The sequence below is a fragment of the Shewanella alkalitolerans genome (genome assembly GCF_019457575.1).
Lineage (GTDB): Bacteria > Pseudomonadota > Gammaproteobacteria > Enterobacterales > Shewanellaceae > Shewanella > Shewanella loihica.
In genome coordinates this window covers 201,369-214,147 of the sequence record NZ_CP080422.1, presented here as the reverse complement: position 1 = coordinate 214,147, position 12,779 = coordinate 201,369, and the positions used below count along the sequence as shown (strand labels likewise).

Genomic DNA, 12,779 nt, shown 5'->3' with positions numbered 1-12,779 from the left:
CATACGATATGAAGATATGCCGTATTGACCTAAACCTGATAGCCTAGGTATGGTGATTGATTAACTCGTGGGTATGGAGCATTTATGACAGATATGTACGCGTCGCTGCGATCCAATGTGGGCACATTAGGCCAAATATTAGGCGATACTATTCGCACACACATGGACGAGCCCTTTTTAGATAAGATTGAACAGATCAGACACCTGGCCAAGAGCTCACGCCAAGGCAACGATACCGCCAGGGAACAGATGCTTACCCTACTGGCCGCCTTACCCGACGAAGAGTTGGTACCATTTGCCAAGGCCTTCAACCAGTTTCTCAACCTGGCCAATATTGCCGAGCAGTTCCATACCATCAGCCGCAACTGCGACGAGCTGGTCTGCGTGCCCGATCCTGTGGATCAGCTCCTGGGGCGCATGCTAAATGGGCGCATTGACCAAGATAAGATGCTCGAATGTCTGCAGACACTGGATATCGACCTTGTGCTTACGGCGCACCCGACCGAGATCTCCCGTCGCACCCTGATCCAGAAATACTCCGCCGTGGTCGATTGTCTCGCCACCATGGAAAACCCGCAGCTCACCGAGCGCGAGAAGAAACAGAATCACCTCAGACTCAGACAGCTTATCGCCCAGATCTGGCACACCAACGAGATACGCCACGAGCGCCCAACACCTGTGGACGAAGCCCGCTGGGGACTGAGCACCATAGAAGCCTCACTCTGGCAAGCCATTCCCGACTTTCTGCGCCAGCTCAACGAGCAGGTCGAAGAGCGCACCGGCAAACAGCTACCCAGCGACATAGCGCCAATTCGCTTCTCCAGCTGGATGGGCGGCGATCGCGACGGCAACCCCTTCGTCACCGCCAAGGTCACCCAGGAAGTATTGGATCGCAACCGCCACACCGCGGCGCGCCTCTATCTCAAGGATGTGGTCTTGCTGGTCAACGAGCTGTCGATGGAGGAGGCCAACGAAGAACTGCTGGCCCTTACAGACAACAGCCACGAGCCATACCGCGTGGTGCTACGGGAGCTAAGGCAGAAGCTACGTGACACCATAGATTACCTAAATGCCCGCCTCGAGGGGCATTCACCCGAGGTGGATCTCGATAGCCTTATCTGGCATGAGGATGACCTCAAACAGCCCTTGACCCTGCTCTATCGCAGCCTGACTGAGTCGGGTATGAGCCTGATCGCCAATGGCCTGCTGCTGGATATGCTGCGTCGTCTGGCCTGCTTCGGTATCCATATGTTGCGCCTGGATATCCGCCAGGATGCCCAGCGCCATAGCGATGTCATCGCCGAGCTGACCCGTTACCTGGGCCTTGGCGACTTCGACCACTGGGACGAACATGAGAAACAGGCCTTCCTGCTGCGGGAACTAAGCGGCAAGCGTCCGCTGATCCCCCATAACTGGGAACCGAGTGCCGAGGTCGCCGAGGTGATCAGCACCGTCAGATTGATCGCCAGCCAGTCGCCTAAGGCCCTGGGCTCCTATGTCATCTCCATGGCCAGCCAGCCGTCGGACGTATTGACTGTGCTCCTGCTATTGAAAGAGGCAGGATGTCAGCACCCCATGCGAGTGGTGCCACTGTTCGAGACCTTAGAAGATCTCAACAACGCCGCCAGCTGTATCTCGGCGCTATTCGCCATCGACTGGTACCGCGGCTACTGCAAAGGCAGCCAGGAGGTGATGATAGGCTACTCAGACTCGGCTAAAGATGCCGGCGTAATGGCAGCCGCCTGGGCACAATACAGTGCGCAGGAAAAACTGGTTAAGGTCTGTAACCAGGCAGACATCAAGCTCACCCTGTTCCACGGTCGTGGCGGCACCATAGGCCGTGGCGGCGGACCAGCCCACAAGGCGATCTTGTCGCAGCCACCTGGCTCGGTAGATGGCCGCATCAGGGTGACAGAGCAAGGCGAGATGATCCGCTTCAAGTTCGGCCTGCCTAAGCTGGCGGTGCAGAGCCTGGCGCTCTATACCTCGGCCGTGATGGAGGCCACCCTGTTGCCGCCGCCAGAACCTAAGCCAGAGTGGCGCGAGGCGATGGAGCGACTCGCCAGTGACTCGGTCACCGCCTATCGCGCCATAGTGCGTGAGGAGCCAGATTTTGTCGCCTACTTCCGCGCGGCAACTCCTGAAGTCGAGCTAGGAAAGTTACCACTGGGTAGTCGCCCCGCGAAACGTAGGGTAGACGGTGGTATCGAGAGCCTGCGTGCGATCCCCTGGATCTTCGCCTGGTCGCAAAACCGCTTGATGCTCCCCGCCTGGCTAGGCGCCGGCGAGGCGCTGCAACAGGCTGCCGACCGTGGCGAACTCGCCCTGTTAAGGGAAATGGAGCAGCAATGGCCCTTCTTCGAGACACGCATCTCCATGCTAGAGATGGTCTACGCCAAGGCCGAGCCTAACCTGGCGAAGTACTATGAGACCTGCCTGGTGCCGAAAGAGCTACATCACCTCGGCGAAGCCCTACGTAGCCGTATGGCAACAGGGATCAAGGTGGTCTTGGAGCTGACCCAGTCCGACGCCCTGATGTCGCATACCCCATGGAATCGTGAGTCGGTAGAGCTGCGCAATCCCTATATCGACCCGCTCAACTTCCTCCAGGCCGAACTCCTGGCGCGTACCCGTAAGGAGCAGGCGGGATCAAGCAATGTAGAGCTGGCACTGATGCTCACCATCGCCGGTGTGGCGGCGGGCATGAGAAACACGGGTTAATGAGAAGCCTAGCCCTAATAGGCGTGCTGATGCTGAGTTTGACTGCATGTGTCAGTCAATACAGCATCAGCGAGCGCCAGCTCACCAACTACCTGAACGACGAGATGCATTTCGAGGTCAAAGAGGGCAATCGCTTCTTTGGCATAGAGATGAAGATCAATGATGTGAAGGTTAAGCTTGGCCATAAGGCCGACACCATGGCGATCACGGCGAGCAGTCTGATCAAGGTGGCCAACCCGCTAATGCCGCTCAATGCCACCATGACGGCCGAGTTTGAAGCCAAGCCTTGGTACGATGCCGACCAGCACAGCCTCTATCTTAAGGACCTTACCCTAGTCAGCCTGAGATCTGATCCTAAGGATCTCGAGCAGGCCATAGGCCAGGTGAGTCCTCAGATCATGGGATTCATGACCCACTTCCTCGAGACCCAGCCCGTGTATGTGCTCGATACCCAAGAGGGTAATCAGGCGCTTGTCGCCGAGATGACCAAACGTATCCAGGTCGTTCCGGGCAAGATTAACCTTATCTTTAAAGATTAACCTCACCACATAATCAATTCTATTTAAGGCGCCATTATGCCTGGCGCCTTGACTAGGCTATCTTGCAAATCGCGGATAAGAGGAATAGTCCACCAGAACGGGAGACTCCTGCAGCTCTCGCCTTAGCATATCCAAGGCAACAGCCGTGCTCAGTTGCCGCACCAGCTCCCGAGAACGCGCCGGGAACTTCAGCATCTGGCTATAGACACCTTGCCGGGTCGCCAGGGCGATCGCCACAGTGCCAACCGGCTTTGCCTCGCTGCCGCCATCGGGCCCGGCAATGCCACTGGTCGCCAGCGCATAGTCGCTGTCCAGCAGGCTTCTTGCTCCCTTGGCCATCTCCTCAACCGTGGCGATAGAGACCGCCCCATGGTCATCCAGAGTCGCAGGTTTAACCCCTAACACGCGCACCTTAGACTCGTTGCTATAGGTCACCAGCCCCTGATCCAAGTAATTGGAGCTGCCGGCAAAGGCCACCAGATTGTTGGCGATCATGCCGCCGGTACAGGACTCGGCAATACTCAAATGCTTACCGGAAGATAGCAGCCCGTTGTGGATCACCTGTGCCAGTGAGGTAACGTTGTGGCCGACGACCGCATCGCCTAGACGAGCGAGCACCTCAGCCTTCACCCTGTCTAATTCGCCTATGGCTGCTTTCCCTCGGGCAAACAACTTGATCTCGATATAGGGCATGAAGGAGCGATAGCCCAGGGTCATGCCATCCGGTAAAGGCATACCCTCTAGCTTATCGGCCAGTGCCGATTCCCCCTGACCTATGGTCAGCAACTTCTGCACCTCGACTTCGACATGGCTATCGGCGATCTGCTCCACAAAAGGAATAAACTGCTCTGTCACCATCTTCTTAAACTCGAATGGCACACCCGGAGTAAAGAAGAGCCAGGCTCGATTGAGCTTCACACGAAAGCCACAGGCCGTGCCCACAGGATTGTCCACCATGATGGCCGACGCAGGTAACATCGCCTGTTTGAGATTGCTCTCTGGCATGTGTCGACCGTTACGGGTAAACCACTCTTGAATACGCTCTCGCCACAGGATGCACTCGACCAAAGGCTCACCCTTGGCAATCGCCATCGCCTCGGAAGACATATCATCGCTGGTCGGGCCGAGCCCGCCATTGACCAAGATGACATCCGCGTGCTCGCTACGCTGACGAAACACCTCAACCAGATCATCCAATCTATCGCCTACCGTGATCCGCTGCTGCATCTCTATGCCATGGTCCATCAAGGCATTTGCCGCCCATGCCGCATTGGTATCGACTATCTGTCCGGATAACACCTCTTCACCGGTGCAGATCATTTCTATTTTCATATCCATCCTTTGAAACTAAGCCATTTCACTTGGCCATAAGGTAGGTAAGGCCGCGTGGAATAGCAATAGACAATCTGGCGGCCCGCTCGATATTCATGCTACTGGGCGTTATGCGGTGTTTACAGATTCTTTAGTTCTAAGCAAAAACGAACTCATCTCTAAATGCAAACTAGACTCAATAAACAATTAACCCAACTCAGCAATAGGTAGAATGATTATGTATAAACTCGCGGCCATGGGCCTATTAGCGCTCAGCTCCTTCACACTGAACGCGGCTACGGATATGTTTCTTAAAATAGATGGCGTCGACGGCGAGAGCCTGGACGCGCAGCACCGCAACGAGATCGATGTGCTCGCCTGGTCTTGGGGAGCAAGCAGCGATATGCGACGCACCTGCATTCAAGATATCAGTGTGACCAAGTATGTGGATAGCGCCTCACCCCAACTCCTCATGAACCAGATGAGCCACATGCAATACCCTAGGGCGACACTGACGGTGCGCAAGGCGGGTGGAACGCCCTTGGAGTATATAGTGATCGAATTACGTGACGTATGGGTCTCCAGCCTGTCTACCGGCGGCTCTGGCGGAGAAGATCGCCTCACCGAGAACATCACCCTAAATTTTGAAGAGCTCAAATACCAATACACACCACAAAAGGCAGATGGCAGCGGTGGACCAGCGATCTCGGCCACCATCACAAGCGAGAAATGCAGATAGGCGACTAGCTGTGAAGCAGCCCTAATAAGTAAGATTTTTTAACGGGTAACCAGGCAAGCAATTCGATAAGCGTAAGTCGAAAAGTGTTTGAGTTTTTCGAAAGCCAAAAACGAAAAAAGCCTCTGCATTACTGCAGAGGCTTTCATCTTAATGTTGGCGGAGCGGACGGGACTCGAACCCGCGACCCCCGGCGTGACAGGCCGGTATTCTAACCAACTGAACTACCGCTCCTTTAGTAAAACGCTTACGCGGGATACTAAATTAGGCGCCTGGAAATGACCTACTCTCACATGGGGAGACCCCACACTACCATCGGCGCGATTGCGTTTCACTTCTGAGTTCGGGATGGGATCAGGTGGGACCACAATGCTATGGTTTCCAGACAAATTCTTACTGGTTAATTCTTCGTCTGACGGCATTGTTTCCTCGCTACAGTGCTCATGTACTCTAGTACACTCCGCGCTTTGCTTCGTTACGGCTTTGTCAGCCAAACAATTACCTGCGTAATTAACCAAAATAGTAAATTTAGAAAGCTGTTTGAGTTCGCACTTCAATCAAGTACTTTGTATTCTTTTGATTCAGTAACCATTATACGAAACCCTTTTGGGTTGTATGGTTAAGCCTCACGAGTCATTAGTACAGGTTAGCTCAACGCCTCACAACGCTTACACACCCTGCCTATCAACGTCCTAGTCTCGGACGGCTCTTTAGAGACCTTAAAGGTCTAGGGATGACTCATCTTAGGGCTCGCTTCCCGCTTAGATGCTTTCAGCGGTTATCGATTCCGAACGTAGCTACCGGGCAATGCCATTGGCATGACAACCCGAACACCAGCGGTTCGTCCACTCCGGTCCTCTCGTACTAGGAGCAGCTCCCTTCAATCATCCAACGCCCACGGCAGATAGGGACCGAACTGTCTCACGACGTTCTGAACCCAGCTCGCGTACCACTTTAAATGGCGAACAGCCATACCCTTGGGACCGACTTCAGCCCCAGGATGTGATGAGCCGACATCGAGGTGCCAAACACCGCCGTCGATATGAACTCTTGGGCGGTATCAGCCTGTTATCCCCGGAGTACCTTTTATCCGTTGAGCGATGGCCCTTCCATTCAGAACCACCGGATCACTATGACCTGCTTTCGCACCTGCTCGACGTGTATGTCTCGCAGTTAAGCTGGCTTATGCCATTGCACTAACCGTACGATGTCCGACCGTACTTAGCCAACCTTCGTGCTCCTCCGTTACTCTTTGGGAGGAGACCGCCCCAGTCAAACTACCCACCAGGCACTGTCCTCAACCCCGATTCAGGGGCCAGAGTTAGAACATCAACACTACAAGGGTGGTATTTCAAGGATGACTCCACGAGAACTGGCGTTCCCGCTTCAAAGTCTCCCACCTATCCTACACATGTAGGGTCAATGTTCAGTGCCAAGCTATAGTAAAGGTTCACGGGGTCTTTCCGTCTAGCCGCGGGTATACGGCATCTTCACCGCAATTTCAACTTCACTGAGTCTCGGCTGGAGACAGCGTGGCCATCATTACGCCATTCGTGCAGGTCGGAACTTACCCGACAAGGAATTTCGCTACCTTAGGACCGTTATAGTTACGGCCGCCGTTTACCGGGGCTTCGATCATGAGCTTCTCCGAAGATAACCCAATCAATTAACCTTCCGGCACCGGGCAGGCGTCACACCGTATACGTCATCTTGCGATTTTGCACAGTGCTGTGTTTTTGATAAACAGTTGCAGCCACCTGGTATCTGCGACTCCCGTCAGCTTAGAGAGCAAGTCTCATCACCAACAGGAGCGTACCTTCTCCCGAAGTTACGGTACCATTTTGCCTAGTTCCTTCAGCCGAGTTCTCTCAAGCGCCTTGGTATTCTCTACCCGACCACCTGTGTCGGTTTGGGGTACGATTCCTACTAACCTGAAGCTTAGAAGATTTTCCTGGAAGCATGGCATCAACTACTTCATCACCGTAGTGACTCGTCATCAACTCTCAGTATTAGGTACCCGGATTTGCCTAAGTACCCTACCTACAGCCTTAAACGCGGACAACCAACGCCGCGCTAGCCTAGCCTTCTCCGTCTCTCCATCGCAGTTAGCAGAAGTACGGGAATATTAACCCGTTTCCCATCGACTACGCCTTTCGGCCTCGCCTTAGGGGTCGACTCACCCTGCCCCGATTAACGTTGGACAGGAACCCTTGGTCTTTCGGCGAGGAGGTTTTTCACCCCCTTTATCGTTACTCATGTCAGCATTCGCACTTCTGATACCTCCAGCGTGGGTTACCCCTTCACCTTCAACGGCTTACAGAACGCTCCTCTACCGCACCAGCGCAAGCGCTAGTACCCATAGCTTCGGTGTATTGCTTAGCCCCGTTATATCTTCCGCGCAGGCCGACTCGACTAGTGAGCTATTACGCTTTCTTTAAATGATGGCTGCTTCTAAGCCAACATCCTAGCTGTCTAAGCCTTCCCACATCGTTTCCCACTTAGCAATAACTTTGGGACCTTAGCTGATGGTCTGGGTTGTTTCCCTTTTCACGACGGACGTTAGCACCCGCCGTGTGTCTCCCGAGTAGTACTCATTGGTATTCGGAGTTTGCAAAGGGTTGGTAAGTCGGGATGACCCCCTAGCCTTAACAGTGCTCTACCCCCAATGGTATTCGCTCGAGGCGCTACCTAAATAGCTTTCGAGGAGAACCAGATATCTCCCGGTTTGATTGGCCTTTCACCCCCAGCCACAAGTCATCACCGCATTTTTCAACATACGTGTGTTCGGTCCTCCAGTTGATGTTACTCAACCTTCAACCTGCCCATGGCTAGATCACCGGGTTTCGGGTCTACACCTTGCAACTAAACGCGCAGTTAACACTCGGTTTCCCTACGGCTCCGCTATTCGCTTAACCTCGCTACAAAATGTAAGTCGCTGACCCATTATACAAAAGGTACGCAGTCACGGTCTCAAGAACCGCTCCCACTGCTTGTACGTATACGGTTTCAGGTTCTATTTCACTCCCCTCACAGGGGTTCTTTTCGCCTTTCCCTCACGGTACTGGTTCACTATCGGTCAGTCAGGAGTATTTAGCCTTGGAGGATGGTCCCCCCATATTCGAACAAGATATCACGTGTCCCGTCCTACTCGTTTTCACCTAAAGTTAGTTTTCATGTACGGGGCTATCACCCTGTATCGCTGTGCTTTCCAACACATTCCACTAACACCCTCTAGGCTTAAGGGCTAATCCCCGTTCGCTCGCCGCTACTAGGGGAATCTCGGTTGATTTCTTTTCCTAAGGGTACTTAGATGTTTCAGTTCCCCTCGTTCGCCTCACTAAGCTATGTATTCACTTAGTGATGACACCTTATGGTGCCGGGTTTCCCCATTCGGACATCGTTAGCTCAAATGCTTGTTACTAGCTCGCCAACGCTTTTCGCAAGTTACTACGTCCTTCATCGCCTCTGACTGCCAAGGCATCCACCGTATACGCTTAGTCACTTAACCATACAACCCAAATGAGTTTCATCTGAGCTGCATCGCAACTAATGGTTTCAACTTTCGCCAAAAGAATACTCAAGTCACTTGATTAAAGTGTGTTTTGAGAACTCAATTATTTTCGCAATAACCTTTCGGTTATTACTATCAGCTTTCCAAATTTTTAAAGAACAAGCATCGTCGCTCGGACGTGCCACTCGCTCTAACAAGAACAAGTTATCTGTGTGAACACTCAACAAATATCAGTCAATCGTATAGGTAAGGAGGTGATCCAGCCCCAGGTTCCCCTAGGGCTACCTTGTTACGACTTCACCCCAGTCATGAACCACACCGTGGTAAACGCCCTCCCGAAGGTTAAGCTATCTACTTCTGGTGCAGCCCACTCCCATGGTGTGACGGGCGGTGTGTACAAGGCCCGGGAACGTATTCACCGTGGCATTCTGATCCACGATTACTAGCGATTCCGACTTCATGGAGTCGAGTTGCAGACTCCAATCCGGACTACGACCGGCTTTGTGAGATTAGCTCCACCTCGCGGCTTCGCAACCCTCTGTACCGACCATTGTAGCACGTGTGTAGCCCTACTCGTAAGGGCCATGATGACTTGACGTCGTCCCCACCTTCCTCCGGTTTATCACCGGCAGTCTCCCTAAAGTTCCCGGCATTACCCGCTGGCAAGTAAGGATAAGGGTTGCGCTCGTTGCGGGACTTAACCCAACATTTCACAACACGAGCTGACGACAGCCATGCAGCACCTGTCTCAGAGTTCCCGAAGGCACCAATCCATCTCTGGAAAGTTCTCTGGATGTCAAGAGTAGGTAAGGTTCTTCGCGTTGCATCGAATTAAACCACATGCTCCACCGCTTGTGCGGGCCCCCGTCAATTCATTTGAGTTTTAACCTTGCGGCCGTACTCCCCAGGCGGTCTACTTAATGCGTTAGCTTGAGAACCCAGTGTTCAAGACACCAAATTCCGAGTAGACATCGTTTACGGCGTGGACTACCAGGGTATCTAATCCTGTTTGCTCCCCACGCTTTCGTACCTGAGCGTCAGTCTTTGTCCAGGGGGCCGCCTTCGCCACCGGTATTCCTTCAGATCTCTACGCATTTCACCGCTACACCTGAAATTCTACCCCCCTCTACAAGACTCTAGTTGACCAGTTCGAAATGCAGTTCCCAGGTTAAGCCCGGGGCTTTCACATCTCGCTTAATCAACCGCCTGCGTACGCTTTACGCCCAGTAATTCCGATTAACGCTTGCACCCCTCGTATTACCGCGGCTGCTGGCACGAAGTTAGCCGGTGCTTCTTCTGCGAGTAACGTCACAGCTAACGGGTATTAACCGTTAACCTTTCCTCCTCGCTGAAAGTGCTTTACAACCCGAAGGCCTTCTTCACACACGCGGCATGGCTGCATCAGGCTTGCGCCCATTGTGCAATATTCCCCACTGCTGCCTCCCGTAGGAGTCTGGGCCGTGTCTCAGTCCCAGTGTGGCTGATCATCCTCTCAGAACAGCTAGGGATCGTCGCCTAGGTGAGCCATTACCTCACCTACTAGCTAATCCCACCTAGGTACATCCAATCGCAGAAGGTCCGAAGATCCCCTCTTTTCCCCCGTAGGGCGTATGCGGTATTAGCAGTCGTTTCCAACTGTTATCCCCCTCGACTGGGCAGTTCCCTAGGCATTACTCACCCGTCCGCCGCTCGTCAGCAAAGTAGCAAGCTACTTTCTGTTACCGCTCGACTTGCATGTGTTAGGCCTGCCGCCAGCGTTCAATCTGAGCCATGATCAAACTCTTCAATTAAAAGTTTTTGTGGACCTAAGTCCGACTCAATGAATTCTGATTCACATAAATGACTCGGAAGAATCACCTACATGTTTGTACATATTGCTATGAACACTCACTATCTCTAGTGAAACTAGATTTAGTAAATCATGCATTGAGATTTAAATCGTTTTCGATTAACTCAATACCTGTGAGTGTCCACACAGATTTCTTGTTTTACCTTGTTAAAGAACGTTTGCCTCATACTGGACTCCAGCGGGCTAGGGCTGCGTATTCTACGCTTCTCCCTGTCGGCGTCAAGCGCTTTTTTCAAAAGATTTTTAAGTGGTTAATTACTGTGCTTTCGCGTTGTAACTACCGGCTTAAAAACTCGAACTGCTTATCACCTTGACTCGACCTTGGTTGCTTACTCACTTGGTAAGTAGCGCCGTTTGCCGTGTCAGTGGGAGCGCATTATAGGGAGCCAAATCTTTTGCGCAAGGGCTTTTTTCAAAAAAAAGATCGCATGCCGATCTTTTAGGCAATTGCGATCTTTTTCGTATGATTTACGGCCAATATTGCCGTGTTTTACTGTTTTTGAGTCTCTGACGCGATAAAGCTCTCGATCAATTTCACCGCTTTCTCATCATCCCAGTCGACAAATGTTCTGACGAAGGCGATCAATTCGCCCTGCTGATTGAGAATAAAGGTCGCCGGTATCGTATCTAGGGGGAAGACCTGACCCAGCTGCTGCTGAGGATCATAATAAGTCTCGAACTTATCCATCCCCAACGAGGCCAGGAAGGGTTCGACCTTCTCCTTGCCATTCATATCGATCGATATCGGCAGGACACGAAATTGTTTAGGATCGAATTTGCCTTTGAAGCGATCTATAGCTGGCAGCTCACGCACACAGGGGGGACACCAGGTGGCCCACATGTTGACCATCACTACCTGACCGCGATACTGACTGAAGTCAATCGCCTTCCCCTGGGCATCCTTAAAGGGCACAGGATCTATCGGGTAGGCTTTTGGCAACACGTTGATCAGATCGACACTCGACTGCACCTCACCGCCTTGCTTCTTCTGCATGCCGGGATAAGCTTGCACGCTGGCGGCATATCCGCCTAAGGCGAGAGCCGCCGACAGCAACGCCGTGACTAACTTTGACTTCATTTATCGTCTCGCTTGAGCAGTCTATCCAACTCGGCTTGCTCCTCGGCGCTGATCTCCTGTTCGACGGCATTGCTGATACGCTGCTGTCTAACGAAGATAAAACCGATCACTAAGCCCACCAGCAATAGCGCGATTGGCCCTAGCCATAGGATGTAAGTCTTAGCTTCCATGCGTGGCTTATAGAGGACGAACTCACCGTAACGGCTGGTCATAAACTCGATAATCTCTTCGTCGCCCTTACCGGCATCGACCATTTGATAGACTTCGAGTCGCAGATCTTGCGCCACAGGTGAATTGGAATCGATCAGGTTCTGGTTTTGACACTGAGGACAACGCAGCGAGTGAGCCAATTCGAGGGCTCGTTTCTGGTTATCTACCGACTTAAACTCATAGGTATCCACTGGGGTCGCCATCGCGGCGCCCACCAGCGAGAAAGATAACAGTATTGCGGTAATAAACCCGACTAAGGTCTTCATTAAGATGCTCCCTCAGCTTTAGCCTGTGCCTGTAACTCTTGAATCATGGGATAGAGTGTCTCATTCCAGACACGCATATCGATAGGACCGGCATAACGGAAGCGGATGATACCGTTGTGATCCACCAGATAGCTCTCGGGCGCACCGTAAACTCCAAGATCCAAACCTAAACGTCCGTCATGGTCAAAGATATTCTTGGTGTAAGGATCGCCCTCGCGGCTCAGCTCACGGATCGCCATGGCACGCTCGTCACGATAGTTGATGCCATAGATAGGCAAGATGTTCTGTCTTGCCAAGCGCATCAAATAAGGATGCTCATACTTACATGAAGGACACCAGGTGGCCCACACGTTCAGCAGTGAGACCTGACCCTTGATGCTGTCATTGGTAATGATCTCATTGGCATCTTCAAGCTTTTGCAGTTGGAAAGCCGGTACCGGCTTTCCTTCTAATGCAGAGTCCAGCTGCTGCGGATTCAGGAAGAGTCCCTTATAGAGGAACACTCCCATCACCAAAAACAGAATCAAAGGAATAAATAATACTAGCCTTTTCTTCATA

Annotated in this window: 7 protein-coding genes, 1 tRNA gene and 3 rRNA genes; 3 read left to right on the top strand and 8 right to left on the bottom strand. The window is 52.5% G+C overall.

All coding sequences use genetic code 11. The features are described 5' to 3' along the window. The first annotated feature begins 84 nt into the window (after positions 1–84). Entirely contained in the window at positions 85–2,721 is a 2,637-nt protein-coding gene (ppc, locus tag K0J45_RS01060) for a phosphoenolpyruvate carboxylase (RefSeq protein ID WP_220043898.1), read from the top strand. Then, the gene (locus K0J45_RS01055) at positions 2,721–3,260 is read left to right on the top strand and encodes a YceB family lipoprotein (protein ID WP_220043897.1); all 540 of its coding nucleotides are present in this window, start codon (positions 2,721–2,723) and stop codon (positions 3,258–3,260) included. The genes ppc and K0J45_RS01055 overlap by 1 nt, the downstream gene beginning before the upstream one ends. 57 nt (positions 3,261–3,317) lie before the next feature. Here the strand turns inward: K0J45_RS01055 and K0J45_RS01050 are convergent, their stop codons facing one another. Continuing rightward, entirely contained in the window at positions 3,318–4,592 is a 1,275-nt protein-coding gene (locus tag K0J45_RS01050; protein ID WP_220043896.1) for a CinA family nicotinamide mononucleotide deamidase-related protein, read from the bottom strand. A gap of 217 nt (positions 4,593–4,809) precedes the next feature. Here K0J45_RS01050 and K0J45_RS01045 point away from each other — a divergent pair, with 217 nt between their 5' ends. Further along, complete coding sequence (locus tag K0J45_RS01045) at positions 4,810–5,310, top strand: Hcp family type VI secretion system effector (protein WP_011864004.1); 501 nt, start codon at positions 4,810–4,812, stop codon at positions 5,308–5,310. Positions 5,311–5,464: 154 nt separating this feature from the next. Here the strand turns inward: K0J45_RS01045 and K0J45_RS01040 are convergent. The 7 genes from K0J45_RS01040 to K0J45_RS01010 form a co-directional block, all read right to left on the bottom strand. Further along, positions 5,465–5,541, bottom strand: a tRNA-Asp gene (locus K0J45_RS01040). 36 nt (positions 5,542–5,577) lie between these two features. Beyond that, positions 5,578–5,693: ribosomal RNA gene (gene rrf / locus K0J45_RS01035) — 5S ribosomal RNA — on the bottom strand. A gap of 229 nt (positions 5,694–5,922) precedes the next feature. Beyond that, a 23S ribosomal RNA gene (locus K0J45_RS01030) occupies positions 5,923–8,815 on the bottom strand. A 250-nt stretch (positions 8,816–9,065) separates the two neighbouring features. Beyond that, positions 9,066–10,608, bottom strand: a 16S ribosomal RNA gene (locus K0J45_RS01025). The 16S, 23S and 5S rRNA genes sit together here with 1 tRNA gene alongside, the layout of an rRNA operon. Positions 10,609–11,157: 549 nt before the next feature. Continuing rightward, on the bottom strand, positions 11,158–11,745 hold the full coding sequence (locus tag K0J45_RS01020) for a TlpA disulfide reductase family protein (RefSeq protein ID WP_220043895.1): 588 nt from the start codon (positions 11,743–11,745) through the stop codon (positions 11,158–11,160). After that, positions 11,742–12,221 carry a heme lyase NrfEFG subunit NrfF gene (gene nrfF, locus K0J45_RS01015; protein WP_011864002.1) on the bottom strand — a complete coding sequence of 160 codons (480 nt, stop codon included), beginning with the start codon at positions 12,219–12,221 and terminating at the stop codon, positions 11,742–11,744. Before nrfF ends, K0J45_RS01020 begins: the two co-directional genes overlap by 4 nt. After that, the gene (locus K0J45_RS01010; protein ID WP_144204446.1) at positions 12,221–12,778 is read right to left on the bottom strand and encodes a DsbE family thiol:disulfide interchange protein; all 558 of its coding nucleotides are present in this window, start codon (positions 12,776–12,778) and stop codon (positions 12,221–12,223) included. Before K0J45_RS01010 ends, nrfF begins: the two co-directional genes overlap by 1 nt. Between the last annotated feature and the right edge of the window lies 1 nt (position 12,779).